A 17,653-nucleotide genomic window follows, 5' to 3' on the forward strand; every position below is an offset into this window, starting at 1 on the left:
GTACCGCGGAAACCGGCGCGTCCGAGGTTGCGCCTGTGTCCCCCGTGGCGGCGTCGCATCACCTCCCATCCTTTCCGCCGGATTCCCGATGCTGCGTACCGTTCCTCTGCCGGCCGACACCGATCTGCTGGCGCTGCACCGTCTGGCGCCGCAACGTTATCCGTTGCTGCTGGAATCGGCGGCGTCGGGTACCGCGCAGGGCCGCTGGGATCTGTTGCTGATCGCCAGCGGCGAGGGCCTGTGCCTGGACCGCGCTGGCGTCACCCGCGAGCTGCGCGGTGCCGTGGTCGAAGGCGATTTCCTGGCCGCGCTGGACGCGCACTGGCAGGCCGAACGCTGCGCACGCGACGAACCGCGCTGGCCGTTCCGCGGCGGCTGGGCGCTGCTGCTGGATTACGAGCTGGCGGCGCAGGTTGAGCCGGTGCTGCAGTTGCCGCAGGTACAGGCGACGACGCCGACAGCGCTCGCGTTGCGCTGCCCGGCCGCATTGCTGCGCGACCACGCCAGCGGCGAGTGCGTGGCGCTGGCGGAAACCGCGCATGCGGTGCTGCTGGACGCCGCACTCGCCGACCTGCAGGCGGTGTCCGCCGCCGCGCCGCTGCCGGCCTGGACCGCGCCGCTGGCGATCGACGAAGACCCGCCGCAGCGCTTCGTCGATGGCGTGCGCCGCATCCTCGATTACCTGCGCGCCGGCGACGTATTCCAGGTCAACCTGTCGCGGCGCTGGTCGGCGCGCTTCGCCGCCGCGCTGGACCCGGCCGCGCTGTACGCGCAGCTGCGCCGCGCCAATCCGGCGCCGTTCGCCGGCTTGTTCGCCAGCCATGGCCGCGCCGTGGTCAGTTCCTCGCCGGAGCGGCTGGTGTCGGTCCGCGGCGACGTGGTCGAGACCCGGCCGATCGCCGGCACCCGCCCGCGCGCGCCCGGCGACGACGAGGCCGCGCGCATTCGCGAACTGGTCGGGCACCCCAAGGAACGCGCCGAGCACGTGATGCTGATCGACCTGGAGCGCAACGACCTGGGCCGGGTCTGCGCGCCGGGCAGCGTCGAGGTCGACGAACTGATGACGGTGGAGAGCTACGCCCACGTGCACCACATCGTCAGCAACGTGCGCGGGCGGCTGCGCGCCGGGGTCAGCCCGGGCGAGGTGATCCGCGCCACCTTCCCCGGCGGCACCATCACCGGTTGCCCCAAGGTACGCTGCATGCAGATCATCGCCGAGCTGGAACAGACCCCGCGCGGCGCCTATACCGGCGCGTTCGGCTGGCTCAACCGCGACGGCGACATGGACCTGAACATCCTGATCCGCACCGCCGAAGTGGACGGCGCGCAGGCGCATTTCCGCACCGGCGCCGGCATCGTGGTCGATTCGCAGCCCGAGCGCGAACTCGACGAGACCCGGGCCAAGGCGCGTGGCCTGCTGCGCGCGCTGGAACCGTGAGCGGCGCGGTCCCGATACCGGCCGATGCCGGCCGCGCGGTATCCTGCACCCCGTTGAATTCGCTTCGAGGTGGCCGTGGCTTGGGCTAAACGCGGGTGTCTGACCCTGCTGGCGACAGTGCTGGTGCTTGCGCTGCTGGCCGCCGCGGCCGGCGCGTGGTGGTGGCAGGGCTATCGCGCCTTCGCCGACCAGCCGCTGCACGCGGCGCAGCCCAGCGTGGCGGTGGCACGCGGCGATTCGTTCAGTGGCGTGCTGCGCAAGCTGCGCGCGGCCGGCGTCGAACAGGGCAGCAGACTGCAGTGGCAACTGCTGGCGCGCCAGCTCGACGCCGCCGGCAAGCTCAAGGTCGGCGAATACGCGTTGCAGCCGGCGCTGAGCCCGCGCGACCTGCTGCTGCGCATGCGCAAGGGCCAGGTGATCCACTACCGCTTCACCATCGTCGAAGGCTGGAACATCCGCCAGCTGCGCGCGGCGCTGAACGCGGCCACGCCGCTGCGCCACGTCGCCACCGAACTCAGCGACAGCGAACTGATGGCCAGGCTCGGCCAGCCCGGGCAGCACCCGGAAGGCCGCTTCCTGCCGGAGACCTACCTGTACCAGCGCGAGGACAGCGATCTGGACGTGCTGCAGCGCGCCCATGCGGCGATGGACAAAGCGCTGGCCGAGGCCTGGGATGCGCGTGCCAGCGACTTGCCGCTGCAATCGCCGGAGCAGGCGCTGAGCCTGGCCTCGATCGTGGAGAAGGAAACCGGCCTGGCCGCCGAGCGCCCGCAGATCGCCGGCGTGTTCGTGCGCCGCCTGCAGCAGGGCATGAAGCTGCAGACCGACCCGACCGTGATCTACGGCATCGGCAGCGCCTACGACGGCAACATCCGCAAGCGCGACCTGGAAACCGATACGCCGTACAACACCTACACCCGCAGCGGCCTGCCGCCGACCCCGATCGCCATGCCCGGCCGCGACGCGCTGCGCGCGGCGACCAATCCGGCGCCCGGCGACAGCCTGTACTTCGTCGCGGTCGGCGACGGCAGCGGCGCGCACGTGTTTTCCGCCAGCTATGCCGAACACAGCGCGGCGGTGGCGCGCTATCTGCAGCGCTTGCGCCAGGCGCGCAGCGGCGCGGCGGTGACGCCATGAGCGAGGCCGTGCTGCGCCACCATCGTTTCGTCAGCCTGGAAGGCGGCGAGGGCGCCGGCAAGACCACCGCGATCAACGCGATCCGCGACTGGCTGCAGGCGCAGGGCCACGAGGTAGTGCTGACCCGCGAACCCGGCGGCACCCCGCTGGCCGAACGCATCCGCGAACTGCTGCTCAACAACGCGCCGGCGCTGCTGCCGGCCGAGCCGCTGGCGGCCGAGACCGAATTGCTGCTGGTGTTCGCCGCGCGCGCCCAGCACGTGCGCGAGGTGATCCGCCCGGCGCTGCAGCGCGGCGCCTACGTGATCAGCGACCGCTTCACCGATTCCAGCTACGCCTACCAGGGCGAGGGCCGCGGCCTGGACCGCGCCTGGATCGCCGACCTGGAACGGCGCGCGGTCGGCCTGCAGCCGGGCCTGACCCTGCTGCTGGACCTGGACGTGCAGATCGGCCGCGCCCGCACCAGCGGCCGCGACCTGTGGCCGGACCGGATCGAGAGCGAGCAGGACGATTTCTTCCAGCGTGTGCGCGCCGGCTTCCGCCAGCGCGCCGCGCAGGACCCGCAGCGCTTCCGCACCATCGACGCCAGCCAGCCGCCGCAGGCGGTGGCGCAGGACGTGGCCGCCGCGCTGGCCGCCTGGGTGCAGCAGGAGCGCACGCCATGAGTGAGTTGCCTTTCGCACCCTGGCAGCAGCGCGCCTACGAGCAGACCGTGGCCGCGCTCGACGCCGGCCGGCTCGGCCATGGCCTGCTGATCTGCGGCCCCGACGGCCTGGGCAAGCGCGCGGTGGCGCTGAAGCTGGCCGCGCACGTGCTCGGCCAGGGCGAGCCGGCCGCGAACCTGCGCAGCGCGCAGCTGATCGCCGCCGGCACCCATCCCGACCTACAGCTGATCTCGTTCATTCCCAACCGCACCGGCGACAAGCTGCGCACCGAGATCGTCATCGAACAGGTGCGCGAGATCTCGCAGAAGCTGTCGCTGACCCCGCAATACGGCATCGCCCAGGTGGTGGTGGTGGACCCGGCCGACGCGATCAACCGCGCCGCCTGCAACGCCTTGCTCAAGACCCTGGAGGAGCCGCAGCCCGGCCGCTACCTGTGGCTGATCAGCGCGCAGCCGGCGCGCCTGCCGGCGACCATTCGCAGCCGCTGCCAGCGCCTGGAATTCAAGCTGCCGCCGGCCGACGAGGCGATCGCCTGGCTGCTGGCCCAGGCGTTTCCGGAAAAGACCGCGCGCGAAGCGCTGGCCGCCGCGCGCGGCCACCCCGGCCTGGCCGCGCAGTGGCTGCGCGAGGACGGCCTGAAACTGCGCCGGCAGGTGGCCGCGGACCTGGAGCAGGTCGCCGCCGGCAAGCTGGGCACGGTCGAAGCGGCGCAGCGCTGGAGCGCCGACGGCTTCGCCGAGCAGCGTCTGGGCCATGCCGCCGACCTGGCGCTGGCGCAGGCCTCGCAGGCCGGCTTGACCGACCCGGCGCGATTGCACAAGCTGGCCACCTGGTTCGACGCAGCCAATCGCACCCGCGACCTGCTGCGCACCACCGTCCGTGGCGACCTGGCCATCGCGGAACTGTTGTTGGCCTGGCGCGATGGCGATCGCCCGGTCCGGAGAGGGGCACAACGATGAGTGCGACGAGCGGACGTCAGGGCATCCTGTCGCTGGCGGTGAAGGACAAGGCGGCGCTGTACACCGCGTACATGCCGTTCGTGAAGAACGGCGGCATCTTCGTGCCCACGCCCAAGCGCTATTTCCTGGGCGACGAAGTGTTCCTGCTGCTGACCCTGCCCGATTCCAGCGAGCGCCTGCCGGTGGCCGGCAAGGTGATCTGGGTGACCCCGATGGGTGCGCAGGGCAACCGCACCGCCGGCATCGGCGTGCAACTGCCGGACAACAGCGAAGGCGAGACCATCCGCAACAAGATCGAGACCCAACTGGCCGGCACCCTCAACGCCGACAAGCCGACCCAGACCATGTAGCGCGAGGCGTGGGTGCGGCATCTGCGGGGACCGTTGACGCCAGCCATAGCAGCCCTATAATGTGCGGCTCGCGACACGGGCGGTTAGCTCAGCGGTAGAGCATTGCCTTCACACGGCAAGGGTCGCAGGTTCGAACCCTGCACCGCCCACCAAAAAAGATCCCTCAGTTTTCAGTAGGGATGCGCGAAACGGAAAAAAGCCGGCCATGTGCCGGCTTTTTTGTTGCTCTGTACTTGCTTTGCTAACCGCTATTGGCGGCCTAGAACCCGCACGCTGGCAGCGGCGAGACTACACGTAGTGGTAGCGCACCTGCGCGATCAGCAGGATGCCCGCCTCGACCTTGTACACGATGCGGTGTTCGTCGTTGATGCGCCGCGACCAATAGCCGGCCAAGGCATGGCGCAGCGGTTCTGGCTTGCCGACGCCTTGGAAGGGATCGCGTTGGATGGCTTTGATCAGGTCGTTGATGCGCTTGAGCATCTTCTTGTCGGTCTGCTGCCAGTAGAGGTAGTCCTCCCAGGCATTGTCCGAGAACTGAAGCGTCACTCGGCCAGATCCCGTGCCTTGCCGCGACCGGCCTCGAGCTGGGCGATGGATTCCAGCAGGCGCTGCGCGCTCTTCGGACTGCGGAGCAGGTAGGCGGTTTCCTCCATCGCCTTGTAGTCCTCCAGCGACAGCATGACCACGGATTGCTCGCGGCTGCGGGTGATGATCACCGGCTCGTGGTTGTTGACGACACGCTCCATGGTGTCCGCGAGGGCGGCGCGTGCAGCGCTATAGGTGATGGTGTCCATGTCGGGCTCCAGTTGTACAAATAATTGTACATGTAGATTGGGGCGTGTCAATTTGAGTTCTGAGGCGGCACCAAACAGTCCCAAGTAAGCGTCATGTCCATAGGTGGAGCGCTCGACTCACGATCGGCTCACGGCCATTCCAGATACTGCAGGCATGCCTGAAGGTCCTTCGATCGTCATCCTGAAAGAAGAGGCGGCCGCGTTCGCGGGGCGCAAGGTGTTGCGGGTGTCCGGCAACAGCAAGCAGGAGCTGGCGCGGATGCGCAACCGCAAGATCCTGTCGCTGCGCAGCTGGGGCAAGCACTTCCTGATCGAGTTCGACGGGTTCAGCCTGCGCATCCATTTCCTGCTGTTCGGCAGCTATCGGATCAATGCGCGCAAGGAGGCGACGCCGCGGCTGAGCCTGGGGTTCGCCAAGGGCGAGGAACTGAATTTCTACGCGTGTTCGCTCAAGTTCATCGAAGGCGCGCTGGACGATGCCTACGACTGGCGCGCGGACGTGATGCACCCGGACTGGGATGCGGCGCAGGCGCGGCGCAAGTTGCGCCTGCGGCCACGCACGCTGGCCGCCGATGCGTTGCTGGACCAGGACGTGTTCGCCGGGGTCGGCAACATCATCAAGAACGAGGTGTTGCATCGCATCCGCGTGCATCCGGAAAGCGAAGTGGGGGCGTTGCCGCCGCGCAAGCTGGCCGAGCTGATGACGCAGGCGCGCGAATACAGCTTCGATTTCTACAACTGGAAGAAGGCCTTCGTGCTGAAGAAGCAGTACCAGGTGCATACCAGGACCATCTGTCCGCGCGACGGCCATCTGCTAACCTATCGCAAGCAGCTCGGCAAGGCGCAGCGGCGCGCGTTCTTCTGCGAGCATTGCCAGCGCCGTTATGTGCTGGATGCTTCCCTCTTTGAAGAATCTTAGGGATCCAGCGCGAGTTCGTCGCCGGCAAGCCGGTGGATTCCCAGTTCCGTATGCAAGCCGGCCCAGCCGCTGTCGGTGATGTGGATCGTGCGCGCGCCGTCGCTGCGGCGCAGCCAGTGTTTGGCGCAAAGCAGCGCAAGCAATTCGACGCCGAGCGGACCGGCGAGGTGGTGCTTGCGTTCGGTCCAGTCCAGGCACTGCCGCGCCATGCCGCGCCTGCTCTGGGCGACGCGCGCAACATCCAGGCCCATCCGCGCGAACCAGGCGGCGCCCTCGGCGGTCACCGCGTATCGCTTGTCGTCGTGCCTGGCGATCAGCGCACGCTGTTCCAGCGCTTCGGCCACCGCCACGCCCAGTCGCCCGGCCAGATGGTCGTAACAGCATCGGGCCAGGCGCAGCGATTGCTGCTTGTGTCCTGCTTTCCGGCATCGCGGTGCGGTGGGTGCGGCGAGGGTCGCCAGGTTCTCCAGTGCGAACGCCACGTGCGAACCGGCCAGCCGGTAGTAGCGGTGGCGGCCTTGGGCTTCGACCGCCAGCAAGCCGCCATCCAGCAGTTTCGCCAGGTGCGAACTCGCGGTCTGCGCAGTGACGCTGCCGGCGAAGGCGAGTTCCCCGGCAGGCAGTGCACGCCCATCGATGAGCGCCATCAACATGGCGGCGCGGGCGGGATCGGCGATGAGGAACGCGGTCGCGGCAAGCTTGGGCTGTTCGACCGGCATCGTGTGCACTCCTGGCAGGCGCGGCCATCATAGACCGCGCCTTGGCGAAACGCTTCGACACGCATCGAAGCGACAGCGCCTGCCTGTCCCTAGACTGCGATGCACTACATCGGAGTCTTGCATGAGCGAAATCCAGGCGCAGTCGAATGGATCGGAGGGCGATGCCCGCCGCATCTTCGAGCAATGGCACCACAGCGTCGTCGAACGGGATCTGGACGCGCTGATGGCGCTGTATGCGCAAGACGCGCTACTGGAAACGCCGTTGGCGTATGTTGTCTCCGCAGGGCGGCAAGATGGCAGGCTGCAGGGGCGCGAGGCGATCAGGGCGTTCTTCGCGGCGTCTTTCGCACAGCCGGAGAACGGCCTTGGCCGCTGGTATCGCAGCGACCATTGCCATGCGTCCCACCGCCAGGTGATCTGGGAATATCCGCGAGAAACGCCGGAGGGCGATCAGGTCGATCTGGTGGAAGTCATGGATCTGGATGCGCGCGGCCTGATCGCGTGCCATCGGGTGTACTGGGGCTGGAAAGGCGTGCAGACGTTGCTTGCGGGTCTGGGCAGGCAGCAGTAGCTGGCGGCGCAGGGGGGGGGTTCTCGACGCGCAGCATGGCAAGTGCCTCACGCGCCAGCATTGTTCTGCTGCGCGGCGAACGGATCGCCCATGGCATCGCCCGCGTCATGGTCGATGTTGCGGCAGGTCTGGCGAACGGCATCCAGGCGCGACTACGGCGGCGGGCATTGCGCCGGTGGCATGGGGTCCTGCGAGACCTGCCATGGCAGCCTGGCGATCGGCGTTGTCGGAGGCTTCTGCCTCATCTGAGAAATTGGTTGCGAGCATCCGGCCCTTGCAGCGACGCAGTCAGGTCTCCCAAGTGGTTGGAGATCGGCGGCACGCCGTTGTCATTCCTGCGCGATCTGTAGCCAGCGACGATGTCGCGGCCGTGCTTTGTTCCGTGGATTCTGCTTTTCGCTCCAGCGCTCCGGGGTTTCGTCACTGCACGGCTGGCGCTGGCATTAGCCGTGACTATCTTGCAGTGGCGTTGTCCGCATGGGGTGGATGACGCTACGTGCGGCCTGATGCCGCTGTGGCCTGTTTGCCGGTGCTGTTGGCGTGTGTGCGGCGATGCCGTGCGGGTCGCTGCGGTGCCGTGCAGCTGTGTTGCAGCGTTTCAATCCTGCGCGGCCGCATGGAGAGAGCGGTTCTTCGTCTCCGCTTGGGAACAGTGATGAAAAATGCACTCGCAGCGCTTGGGTTTTCGTGTTTGCTGATGTTGGGTGCACCGGTGCAGGCGGCGCCGGTGGCTTGCGCGAGCATGGCCGCGACGGCCAAGCTGGTAGCCAGATATCGCCAGTTGGGCGGGCCGCTGTCGGATATCGCCAGCCACGGTTCGATCGGGTCGAGCAAGGTCAGGCGCGAGCTGGCTGCCGCCATCTACCGCGAAGGCCTGGACGAAGCCGAGGCGGTGCAACGGGCGATGCGGGCATGCGGCAAGGCCGTGGAGGCGCCGTTGCAATCGCCGTGACCTGTCGTTCGCCGCGCAAGTCGTGCGTGGTTGCGCTTGCCCGCTCAATGGAAATCGCGGCTGCGAATCTCCAGCCCGAGCAGCAGCGGGGTCAGGTCTTCGAGATGGCCGGCAATCAGGTGGCGCACGCCATCGGCGCTTTCCAGGCGGCCGCGCACGGCCAACAGTCTGGATTCGATCAGGGCCTGGCGCTTGCGGTCGGCCAGGCGCCGCCAGACCACCACGTTGACCAGGCCGTGTTCGTCCTCGAGGGTGAGGAAGGTGACGCCGCTGGCGGTCTGCGGGCGCTGGCGCATCGTCACCAGGCCGGCGATGGCGACCGCGCTGGCATGCGGCAGGGCGCGCAGTTCGCCGGAATGGCGAAAGCGGCGCGCGCGCAGTTGCCGGCGTAGCAGCGACAGCGGGTGCTTGCCGAGGGTGGTGCCGATGGTCGCGTAGTCGGCGCGGATGTCCTCGCCGAGGCTGGGCAGCGGCAGTGCCACCTGGCGTTCCGGCGTGGCGGCGAGCGTCTCGAACAACGGCCGCTGCGCCTCGACGCCGGCCACCGCCCAGCGGGCGCGGTGGCGGTGCCCGGCGAGCGCTTTCAGCGCGTCGGCGTCGGCCAGGCTGTCGCGCGCCTTGTCGTCGAGCGCGGCGCGCTGGCACAGGTCGGCGAGGTCGCGGAACGGCGCCTGCGCGCGTGCCTGTTGCAGGCGCAACGCGGCGTCTTCGGTCAGGCCGCGGACCATGCGCAGGCCCAGGCGGATCGCCGGCTGTACGGTCGGATCGGCGCTGTAGGCTTCCAGGCCGCAATCCCAGTCGCTGTAGCGCACGTCCACCGGGCGCACCTGCAGGCCGTGGCGGCGCGCGTCCTGCAGCAATTGGTCCGGGTTGTAGAAGCCCATCGGCCAGCTGTTGATCAACGCGCAGGTGAAGGCCGCCGGTTCATGGCATTTGAGCCAGCAGCTGGCGTAGGTGAGCAGGGCGAAGCTGGCGGCATGGCTCTCGGGGAAGCCGTAGCTGCCGAAGCCCTTGATCTGTTCGAAGATGCGCGCGGCGAATTCGGCGCTGTAGCCGTTTTTCAGCATACCCTTGGTCAGTTTCTCGCGGTGCGGTTCCAGCCCGCCGTGGCGCTTCCAGGCGGCCATCGAGCGGCGCAGCTGATCGGCTTCGCCGGGTGCGTAGTCGGCAGCGACGATCGCCAGCTGCATCACTTGCTCCTGGAACAGCGGCACCCCGAGCGTGCGCTTGAACACCTCCTTCAATTTTTCGGGCAAGTCGTCGGGTTGTTCTTCGCCGCTGCGGCGGCGCAGGTAGGGATGCACCATGCCGCCCTGGATCGGGCCGGGGCGCACGATCGCCACCTGGATCACCAGGTCGTAGAACGCTGCGGGTTTGAGCCGCGGCAGCATCGCCATCTGCGCGCGCGATTCGATCTGGAATACGCCGATGGTGTCGGCGCGCTGGATCATTTCGTAGGTGTCCGGGTCTTCGGCGGGAATGGTCGCCAGGCTGTAGTCCTGGCCCCGGTGCGCGCGCAGCAGATCCAGGGTGCGCCGCAGCGCGCTGAGCATGCCCAGCGCGAGCACGTCCACCTTCATCAGTCCGACCAGTTCCAGGTCGTCCTTGTCCCACTGGATCACGGTGCGCTCGGCCATCGCCGCGTTCTCCACCGGCACCAGCGTGTGCAGCGGATGTTCGGAGATCACGAAGCCGCCGGGGTGCTGCGACAGGTGCCGCGGGAAACCGATCAACTCGGCGCTCAGCGCCAGCAGCCGGCGCATCAGCGCAGTGTTGGGATCGAAGCCGCGTTCGCGCAGGCGTTCGTGCGGCGGGACTTCGTCGTCCCACTGGCCAAGCGTGGACGCCAGCGCGTCGATGCTGTCGCCGGGCAGGCCGAGGGCGCGCGCCACGTCGCGCACTGCGCTGCGGCCGTGGTACTGGATCGCCACCGTGGTCAACGCGGCGCGTTCGCGGCCGTAGTGGTTGAAGATGTACTGGATCACTTCCTCGCGGCGGTCGTGCTCGAAATCGATGTCGATGTCGGGCCGTTCCTTGCGCTCTTCGGAGATGAAGCGTTCGAACAGCATGCCGATGCGGTCCGGGTCGATCGCGGTGATGCCCAGCGCGTAGCAGACGGCAGAGTTCGCCGCCGAGCCGCGGCCCTGGCACAGGATCTGGCGCGATCTGGCGAAGCGCACCAGGTCGTAGACGGTGAGGAAATACGATTCGTAGCCGAGCCGGGCGATCACGCCCAGTTCGTGTTCGATCAGGCGCCGCGCCTTTTCCGGCACGCCCTCCGGCCAGCGCGCGGCGGCGCCCTGTTCGGTGAGTGTGCGCAGCCACTGCGTCGGGGTCTGCGCGGGCGGTACCAGTTCGTGCGGGTACTGGTAGCGCAGTTGGCCGAGATCGAAGGTGCAGCGCTGGGCGATGCGCACCGACTCGGCCAGCAGCGCAGGCGGATACAGCGTGGCCAGGGCCGCGCGCGGACGCAGGTGGCGCTCGCCGTTGGCGAACAGATGCGCGCCGGCCTCGCTCAGCGGCAGGCGCTGGCGGATCGCGGTGAGGGTGTCCTGCAAGGCGCGGCGGCCACGTGCGTGCATGTGCACATCGCCGCTGGCCACCGCCGGCACGCGCAGGCGCTGCGCCAGTTGCAGGCGCGCATGCAGCAGGGCGCCGTCGTCGGGGCCGCGCAGCAGTTCCACCGCCAGCCACAGGCGCTCGGGAAAGCGTGCCTGCAGCCAGGCGCCGTCGTTTGCGTCGCCGTCGCCATCGGCGTCGCGCGGCAGCCACAGGCACAGCAGGCCGTCGAGGTCGTCGTCGAAGTCTGCGTGCAGCGCGCAGTAGCTGCCTTTGTCGGCGCGGCGGCGGGCCACGGTGATCAGCCGGCACAGCTGCTGGTAGCCGTGCAGGGTCTCGGCCAGCAGCACCAGCTTGGGGCCGTGTTCGATCTGTATCTCGCTGCCGACGATCAGCGCCAGGCCGGTGTCGCGGGCCGCCTGCCAGGCGCGCACGATGCCGGCCAGGGTGCATTCGTCGGTGATCGCTAGCGCGCGGTAGCCGTGCCGTGCGGCGCGTTCGAACAGCTCCTGTGCATGCGAGGCGCCGCGCTGGAAGCTGAAGTTCGACAGGCAGTGCAGTTCGGCGTAGTCGGGCAATGCCGTGCGCGTGGACGTGGCGTCGCGCGCCGGGACAGATGGCGTGGCCGGTGCCTGTGCCGGCGCCGGTACGGCGCGCAGCCGCGGGCGTGGCGGAGCGTGGCTCATGCGAACCAGCCGTGCAGCATCAGTGCGTCCGGCGCATCGGCCGGTGCGAACACCCAGGCGCGCTGGCCCTGGCGGGTGCGCACGATGTAGTAGTCGCGGCGCACGTCGCCGTCGTCCCACCAGCCGCTTTCGATGCGTTCCGGGCCGGCAAGGCGTTCGGGGTCGCGCTCGCGCAGCGGGATCGGGCGGGTCAGCAGCCAGCCGGGACGCGGTAGCGCGGCGGCGGCAGGCGCAGGGGCTTTGCTCGGCTTGCCCGACGCGGCCGGCTTGCCCGATTCGGCGCGCCAGGCCTGTTCGGGGCGATGGTCGGCATGCGCGCGCAGGCCGTGTACCGCGTCGTCGCCGAGGCGTGCGCGCAGGCGTTCGCGCAGCTGTTCCCAGGGCAGCGCCTGCTGCGCGCGGTCGTCGAACAGTTCGCGCGCGGCGGGCACGAACGGCGGCAGTTCGTCGGCGCGCAGGCGCATGGCCTGTACCGGCGCCGGCACGCTGGCGTGCTGCAGGCGGCCGCGGGCCAGTTCGAACAGCATCGTCGCATCGCGCTCGGCGGCGAGCAGCCCCACCGGCACCACGCTGTCGTCCAGGCCTTCGTGTTCCAGGTGCAACTGGAAGCGCTGCACGCCGCCGTCGCGGCCGGCCAGGAATGCGGCCAGGTCGGCAGTCAGCCGGCGCAGCGGGAACAGCAGGGCCTGGCTGGATTCCACTGCGTAGCCCAGTTCCAGCCGCGCATCGAAGCGGTCCGGCGGCAGGTAGTACTGCAGCGGCAGCGGCGCCTGCCCGCGCAGGGCGTCCAGGTGCTGCAGCAGCGCGTGCGGATAGCGCCGCGCCAGCGCCGTACGCGGCAGCGCGAACAACTGCTGCAGCGTGCGCAGGCCCATCCGCGCGAAGGCCTCGGCCAGGCCCGGTTGCAGCCCGGCGCGGGCGATCGGCAATTGGCCCAGCGCGCACTGCAGCGCGGCGTTGTCGAGCAGGGCGATGCCGTCGTGCGCATTGGCCAGCGCGCGCGCGGCCAGCGGATGCGGCGCGACCACGATGCGGTGGCGGAAGCCCAGTGCGGTCAGTTCCTCGCGCAGGCGTGCCTCGAAGCGTGGCCAGGGCCCGAATAGACCCAGGCTGGCTTCGATTTCCAGCAGCAGCGCGCCGGGGTAATCGGTGCTGACCAGCGAACTGAAGCGGTACGCCCACGCCGCCAGGAACTGCTGGCAGCGGCGGCTTTCTTCGGCATCGTGCAGGGCGGTGGCGAAGCGGTCGCACAGCGCCTGCGCGGTGGCCAGCGATTGCCCGGGCTGCAGGCCGCGCGCGCGCGCGGCGGCGTTGACCGCCTTCAGCGTGCGCCGTTGCGGCGGGCCGGCGAGCAGCGCCAGCGGCTGGTCCGGCGTCGGCCAGCGCCGCAGCACCGTGTCGAGCGCCAGTTGCGGCAGCAGGATGCAGGCCCAGCGCATGTGGGCGCGCTCAAGCCGAGGCCGACGACGGCGTAGCCAGCGCGGACAGCGCAATGGCGCGCGCCGGCGGCATCCCGCCACGGCACTTGAGCACCCGCAACTGTGCAGGTACGGCATCGATGGCGATGCGCAGCGCGGCCGGCGACGGATTGGCCGCGGCCTTCAGCGGCCGGTAGGCGAAGCCCAGCGCACGCCCGGTCTCGGCCGCCACCTGCAGCCGGCGCAGGGTCTTGTCGTTGGCCTGCGCGGGCCAGCACAGCACCGCCGCGCAATTGCCCGAGCGCAGGCATTGTTCGGCGGCCCAGGCCGCGTCCGCACCGGCACGCACGATCTGCAGCTGCGGCAGCGCCACCCCGGCCTGTTCCCAGGCGCCGGGGTAGGGCAGGTAGGGCGGATCGACCAGGACGATGCGGCCGCCGCCCTGCGACAGCCGCGCCAGCGTCGGCCACAGCAGCTGCAGTTCGCCGATGCCGTCGGCGGCGTGCAGCAGTTCGGTCAGCGCCATTTCCGGCCAGCCGCGCGCCGGCAGCGCGGCGTCGAGTGCGGCATGGCCGGTAGGCTGCGCGCTGGGCGGCAGCGCGGTCGGCTGGCCGCGCCAGACCCGGCGTTCGGCGAGCAGGCGGTCGAGGGCGACGACGGCACCCATCAGCCTTGCCGGATCAGCCCGCAGTACTGCCCTTCGATGGCGAAGTCCTGCCCCGGCTGCACCACGATGGGCGCATAGGCCGGATTGCGCGGCAGCAACTGGATGCGTTCGCGGTCTTGCCGGTAGCGCTTGATGGTGAGTTCGCCGTCCAGCCGCGCCACCACGATCTGGCCGTTGCGCGCATCGGCGCTGCGGCGCACGCCGACCAGGTCGCCGTCGAGGATGCCGTCGTCGATCATCGAATCGCCCTGCACGCGCAGCAGGTAGTCCGGACGCAGCGCGAACAGCGCGCGGTCCAGCCGCAACTGCTGGTCCAGGCCGATATCGGCGCCGATCGGCGTACCGGCGGCGACCCGGCCCAGCACCGGCAGCCGCAGCAGCCCGCTGCGCGGCTGCGCCTGCGCCGGTCGCAGGCTGCGTGCCTGCTGCGGCACATGCTCCAGCAGCCCGGCCTCGACCAGCGCCTGCACGTGCTTGCGCGCGGCATTGCGCGAGGCGAAGCCGAAGCGTTCGGCGATCTCGGCCAGGCTTGGCGGCCGTCCGGCCTGCTCGGCGCAGTCGTGGACGTAGGCGAGGATGGCGGCGCGCTGCGGGGAGAGGGTGTCCATGGTGTACATTTGTACACCGTTGTGGACAATTTGGCGATGCAGCCCGCTGAATTGGCCGCCTCCTATTTGCTAGCCGTCATGGGTTTTGCTATGGACGCATGCGCTGGCTGCGCCACTCGGCGCAATCGCGATCGAGCGCCCGGCAAGCTTGCCGTCGCTCTGGAGCGCTACGGATTCCCGACGCTGTCAGGTGCGTGCATCGGCCAGCGCTTTGCGCTTTGCCGTCGCCGATTTCTTGCCGGGTTTTTTCGTCTGTGCAACGACCAGTCCGATCTGTATCCGATAACCCAGGGCCGTGGCGGCACGGCTCAGCGTATCGAGGGTCAGGCCGGTATCTGTTGCGTCCAGGACGCGATCCAGCTGCGAGCGACTGGTGTTCATGCGCTGGGCCAATGCGGTCTTGCTGAGCTTGGCTGCCTTCATGGCTTCGGCGACTTGCCATGCGATCACGCGCTTGGCTGCGATGGATGCGGCTTCTTCGAGGATGCCTTCCTCGGCGAGGAAGGCGTCGAAGCTGGATCCGATGTGGGTATTTCGACTCATTGCATCACCTCGTCTCTGCGCCGTTTGGCGGTTTCGAGATCGGACTTCGGGGTCTTGTCCGATTTTTTGACGATGCCATGCAACAGCACCATGTCCGATTTCACGATCGTGAAAAAAATCCGCGCAATGCCCTCGGGGAGCGTGCTGCGCACTTCCCAGAGGCGATGGTCCATCTTGCGCACCAATGGCATGCCGAGGGGCCAGCCCAGTTGCACCGTCTTCATGTCGCCGCCGATCGTTCTTCTGGCCTCGGCCGACACTGCTTCCCTGAGCCAGGACCGCACCGGCTCAGCGCCCGATGCAGCTCGATAGAAGCGCACTTCCAGTGTGGTTTCCATGTGTCATGGTGTACTTATTTAGGTACATCTGCAAGCTGCCTGGTTGGGTCTGCGCAGGCGCCGCGCTCAGCCCGGCGCCGGGCCATCGGGCATCACCCCGGCATAGCGCGCCCGAGGGCGGATCAGCTTGCCCAGCGCCTGCTGCTCCAGCGCATGCGCGAGCCAGCCGGACAGCCGGGCGGCGGCGAACAGGACCAGGGCGTGGGCGGCGGGCAGGTCGTGGATGAGGCACAGCGCCGCGAGCATGCCGTCGATGTTGGGCGCCTGGCCGCTGCAGTCCTGCGCCGCGGCGAGCACCGTTTCCACATGCCGCATCTGCGGATGCTGGCCGCAGCGTTCGCGCAGCAGGCGTAGCACTTCGGCTGCGCGTGGGTCGCCGTGCGGATAGAGCGCGTGGTGGAAGCCGGGCAGGTCGTCGCCGCGCTGCCAGCGTTCGGCGATGAAGGCGGCCGGGTCGGCGGCGTCCTGCGCATCGCGCAGCAGGGCGTGGGCGCGGGCGGTGGCGCCGCCATGGTGCGGGCCGGACAGCGCGGCCAGGCCGGCGCTGACGGTGGCATGCAACGGCGCGCCGGTGGAGGCGACCACGCGCGCGGCGAACGCCGAGACGTTGAGTTCGTGGTCGGCGCACAGCACCAGGGTGGCACGCACCAGTTCGGCGAAGTCGGCATCGCCGGGGCGCCAGTGGTCGGCGATCAGGCGATGCACCGGACGGGTGTCCGGCGCGGTGCCGACCAGCAGCGCGGCGTTCTGCCGCAGCAAGGTGGCGGCGATCTCGCGGCGTACCGTCGGCGCGGCGTTGAGCGGCTGGCGCAGCTCCAGGGCCAGCAGCGGCATGCAGGCCATGGCGCGCTCCAGCGGCGGCAGCGTGGTGTCGCCGGCCAGGGGGGCCACGCGTGGCGGCCACGGCGCGACCGCGGCCGCGGCGAACGGGTCCTCGTCCTGGCACTCCCACAGCAACCGTGCGATGTCCTCCAGGCCGGCGCCTGCGCGCACCGCGGCGACCGCCGAGCGCCCGCGGTAGTAGGGGCTGTCGGGGCGGATCAGCGAGATCCGCGTCTCCAGCACCGGCAGGCCGCGGTCCAGGCTCTGCGCGGCGCCGCGCGCCGCGCCGCGGCCGGCGCGCTTGCGCTGCGCCAGGCGCTCGACCTCCGCGCGCAGATAGGTGCGGCTGCGGTGGTCGATGCCGGCGCGCGAACTGAGCAGGCCGCGGCTCACGTAGGCGTACAGCGTGGCGCTGCTGACGCCGAGCAGGGCGCAGGCCTCGGCGGCGGAGATCAGGTTGCGGTCGGCGGCGCTGGGCATGGCGATCCGTTGATAGGTTGATTGATTGAATCAAGATTGATCGGCGCGACCGAGAGTGCCAGATTGGGAGGCATCGCGAAACGGTCCTGTGCGGGCCGCCGCTCTTCTCAGGAGTCCGTCATGTCGCACGTTTCCGCCGGCGCCCGTTTCCGTGCCGCGTTGGCCGCCGAATCGCCGCTGCAGGTGATCGGCGCGATCAACGCCAACCATGCGCTGCTGGCGCAGCGCGCCGGCTATCGGGCGATCTACCTGTCCGGCGGCGGTGTCGCGGCCGGGTCGCTGGGCCTGCCGGACCTGGGCATCAACACCCTGGACGACGTGCTGATCGACGTGCGCCGCATTACCGATGTCTGCGATCTGCCGCTGTTGGTGGACATCGACACCGGCTTCGGCCCGAGCGCGTTCAACATCGAGCGCACCATCAAGTCGCTGATCAAGGCCGGCGCGGCCGCCTGCCATATCGAGGATCAGGTCGGCGCCAAGCGCTGCGGCCACCGGCCCGGCAAGGAGATCGTCAGCCAGGGCGAGATGGCCGACCGGGTCAAGGCCGCGGCCGATGCCAGGACCGATGCCGATTTCTTCCTGATCGCGCGCACCGACGCGATCCAGGTGGACGGCGTGGACGCGGCGATCGCGCGCGCCATCGCCTGCGTGGAGGCCGGCGCCGACGGCATCTTCGCCGAGGCCGCCTACGACCTGGATACCTACCGCCGTTTCGTCGACGCGGTGCAGGTGCCGGTGCTGGCCAACATCACCGAATTCGGCAAGACCCCGTTGTTCAGCCGCGAGGAACTGGCATCGGCCGGGGTGGCGATCCAGCTGTTCCCGCTGTCGGCGTTCCGCGCCGCCAACAAGGCCGCCGAGGCGGTGTACACGGCGATCCGCCGCGACGGCCACCAGCACAACGTGGTGGACGCGATGCAGACCCGCGAGGAGCTGTACGAACGCATCGGCTACCACGCCTTCGAGCAGCGCCTGGACGCCCTGTTCGCCGGCAAGGGCGCATGATCCACGCCGGTTCCCCTGCC

At 69.5% G+C, this 17,653-nt stretch carries 19 protein-coding genes and 1 tRNA gene; 10 read left to right on the top strand and 10 right to left on the bottom strand.

Annotation, left to right across the window (positions count from 1 at the left end; genetic code table 11):
• The first annotated feature begins 88 nt into the window (after window positions 1–88).
• From KHF85_RS05050 to KHF85_RS05075, 6 genes are all read left to right on the top strand, one after another.
• Window positions 89–1,438, top strand: coding sequence for an aminodeoxychorismate synthase component I (locus tag KHF85_RS05050; protein WP_284568735.1), 1,350 nt, complete (start codon window positions 89–91; stop codon window positions 1,436–1,438).
• 75 nt (window positions 1,439–1,513) lie between these two features.
• Complete coding sequence (gene mltG / locus KHF85_RS05055; protein ID WP_409976658.1) at window positions 1,514–2,575, top strand: endolytic transglycosylase MltG; 1,062 nt, start codon at window positions 1,514–1,516, stop codon at window positions 2,573–2,575.
• A complete protein-coding gene (tmk, locus tag KHF85_RS05060; RefSeq protein ID WP_284568737.1) occupies window positions 2,572–3,240 on the top strand; it encodes a dTMP kinase in 669 nt (222 codons plus the stop codon). Before mltG ends, tmk begins: the two co-directional genes overlap by 4 nt.
• The gene (locus KHF85_RS05065) at window positions 3,237–4,199 is read left to right on the top strand and encodes a DNA polymerase III subunit delta' (RefSeq protein WP_284568738.1); all 963 of its coding nucleotides are present in this window, start codon (window positions 3,237–3,239) and stop codon (window positions 4,197–4,199) included. Before tmk ends, KHF85_RS05065 begins: the two co-directional genes overlap by 4 nt.
• On the top strand, window positions 4,196–4,549 hold the full coding sequence (locus tag KHF85_RS05070) for a PilZ domain-containing protein (RefSeq protein WP_003479797.1): 354 nt from the start codon (window positions 4,196–4,198) through the stop codon (window positions 4,547–4,549). Before KHF85_RS05065 ends, KHF85_RS05070 begins: the two co-directional genes overlap by 4 nt.
• 77 nt (window positions 4,550–4,626) lie before the next feature.
• Window positions 4,627–4,701 (top strand) — tRNA-Val (locus KHF85_RS05075).
• 136 nt (window positions 4,702–4,837) lie between these two features.
• On the opposite strand, the gene KHF85_RS05080 is transcribed toward KHF85_RS05075, so the two are convergent.
• Both KHF85_RS05080 and KHF85_RS05085 read right to left on the bottom strand, forming a co-directional pair.
• Complete coding sequence (locus KHF85_RS05080) at window positions 4,838–5,095, bottom strand: Txe/YoeB family addiction module toxin (protein WP_284568739.1); 258 nt, start codon at window positions 5,093–5,095, stop codon at window positions 4,838–4,840.
• Window positions 5,092–5,343 carry a type II toxin-antitoxin system Phd/YefM family antitoxin gene (locus tag KHF85_RS05085; protein WP_003468816.1) on the bottom strand — a complete coding sequence of 84 codons (252 nt, stop codon included), beginning with the start codon at window positions 5,341–5,343 and terminating at the stop codon, window positions 5,092–5,094. Before KHF85_RS05085 ends, KHF85_RS05080 begins: the two co-directional genes overlap by 4 nt.
• 154 nt (window positions 5,344–5,497) lie before the next feature.
• Here KHF85_RS05085 and KHF85_RS05090 point away from each other — a divergent pair, with 154 nt between their 5' ends.
• Window positions 5,498–6,262: a DNA-formamidopyrimidine glycosylase family protein gene (locus KHF85_RS05090; protein ID WP_284568740.1), complete on the top strand. Its 765-nt coding sequence runs from the start codon at window positions 5,498–5,500 to the stop codon at window positions 6,260–6,262.
• Here KHF85_RS05090 and KHF85_RS05095 read toward each other — a convergent pair.
• Entirely contained in the window at window positions 6,259–6,981 is a 723-nt protein-coding gene (locus KHF85_RS05095; protein WP_284568741.1) for an ArsR/SmtB family transcription factor, read from the bottom strand. The genes KHF85_RS05090 and KHF85_RS05095 overlap by 4 nt on opposite strands.
• A gap of 121 nt (window positions 6,982–7,102) precedes the next feature.
• Between KHF85_RS05095 and KHF85_RS05100 the strand changes: the two genes are divergently transcribed.
• Complete coding sequence (locus tag KHF85_RS05100) at window positions 7,103–7,552, top strand: nuclear transport factor 2 family protein (protein ID WP_284568742.1); 450 nt, start codon at window positions 7,103–7,105, stop codon at window positions 7,550–7,552.
• Window positions 7,553–8,294: 742 nt separating this feature from the next.
• Complete coding sequence (locus tag KHF85_RS05105) at window positions 8,295–8,504, top strand: hypothetical protein (protein WP_284568743.1); 210 nt, start codon at window positions 8,295–8,297, stop codon at window positions 8,502–8,504.
• A gap of 44 nt (window positions 8,505–8,548) precedes the next feature.
• Here KHF85_RS05105 and KHF85_RS05110 read toward each other — a convergent pair whose 3' ends face one another.
• The 7 genes from KHF85_RS05110 to KHF85_RS05140 all read right to left on the bottom strand — a co-directional run bounded on the left by KHF85_RS05110 (window position 8,549) and on the right by KHF85_RS05140 (window position 16,625).
• Window positions 8,549–11,749, bottom strand: coding sequence for an error-prone DNA polymerase (locus KHF85_RS05110; protein ID WP_284568744.1), 3,201 nt, complete (start codon window positions 11,747–11,749; stop codon window positions 8,549–8,551).
• Window positions 11,746–13,188, bottom strand: coding sequence for a Y-family DNA polymerase (locus tag KHF85_RS05115; RefSeq protein WP_284568745.1), 1,443 nt, complete (start codon window positions 13,186–13,188; stop codon window positions 11,746–11,748). The genes KHF85_RS05110 and KHF85_RS05115 overlap by 4 nt, the downstream gene beginning before the upstream one ends.
• A 10-nt stretch (window positions 13,189–13,198) precedes the next feature.
• Entirely contained in the window at window positions 13,199–13,834 is a 636-nt protein-coding gene (imuA, locus tag KHF85_RS05120; protein WP_284568746.1) for a translesion DNA synthesis-associated protein ImuA, read from the bottom strand.
• On the bottom strand, window positions 13,834–14,442 hold the full coding sequence (gene lexA, locus KHF85_RS05125) for a transcriptional repressor LexA (protein WP_284568747.1): 609 nt from the start codon (window positions 14,440–14,442) through the stop codon (window positions 13,834–13,836). Before lexA ends, imuA begins: the two co-directional genes overlap by 1 nt.
• Before the next feature lie 186 nt (window positions 14,443–14,628).
• Window positions 14,629–14,985 carry an XRE family transcriptional regulator gene (locus KHF85_RS05130; protein WP_284568748.1) on the bottom strand — a complete coding sequence of 119 codons (357 nt, stop codon included), beginning with the start codon at window positions 14,983–14,985 and terminating at the stop codon, window positions 14,629–14,631.
• Window positions 14,982–15,323 carry a type II toxin-antitoxin system RelE/ParE family toxin gene (locus tag KHF85_RS05135; RefSeq protein WP_284568749.1) on the bottom strand — a complete coding sequence of 114 codons (342 nt, stop codon included), beginning with the start codon at window positions 15,321–15,323 and terminating at the stop codon, window positions 14,982–14,984. Before KHF85_RS05135 ends, KHF85_RS05130 begins: the two co-directional genes overlap by 4 nt.
• A 66-nt stretch (window positions 15,324–15,389) precedes the next feature.
• The gene (locus KHF85_RS05140) at window positions 15,390–16,625 is read right to left on the bottom strand and encodes a citrate synthase family protein (protein ID WP_284568750.1); all 1,236 of its coding nucleotides are present in this window, start codon (window positions 16,623–16,625) and stop codon (window positions 15,390–15,392) included.
• Window positions 16,626–16,745: 120 nt separating this feature from the next.
• On the opposite strand from KHF85_RS05140, the gene prpB reads away from it, so the two are divergent.
• Window positions 16,746–17,633: a methylisocitrate lyase gene (gene prpB / locus KHF85_RS05145; RefSeq protein WP_284568751.1), complete on the top strand. Its 888-nt coding sequence runs from the start codon at window positions 16,746–16,748 to the stop codon at window positions 17,631–17,633.
• The last annotated feature ends 20 nt before the right edge of the window (window positions 17,634–17,653 follow it).

The sequence above is a fragment of the Xanthomonas graminis pv. graminis genome, assembly GCF_030168915.1.
GTDB lineage: Bacteria > Pseudomonadota > Gammaproteobacteria > Xanthomonadales > Xanthomonadaceae > Xanthomonas_A > Xanthomonas_A translucens.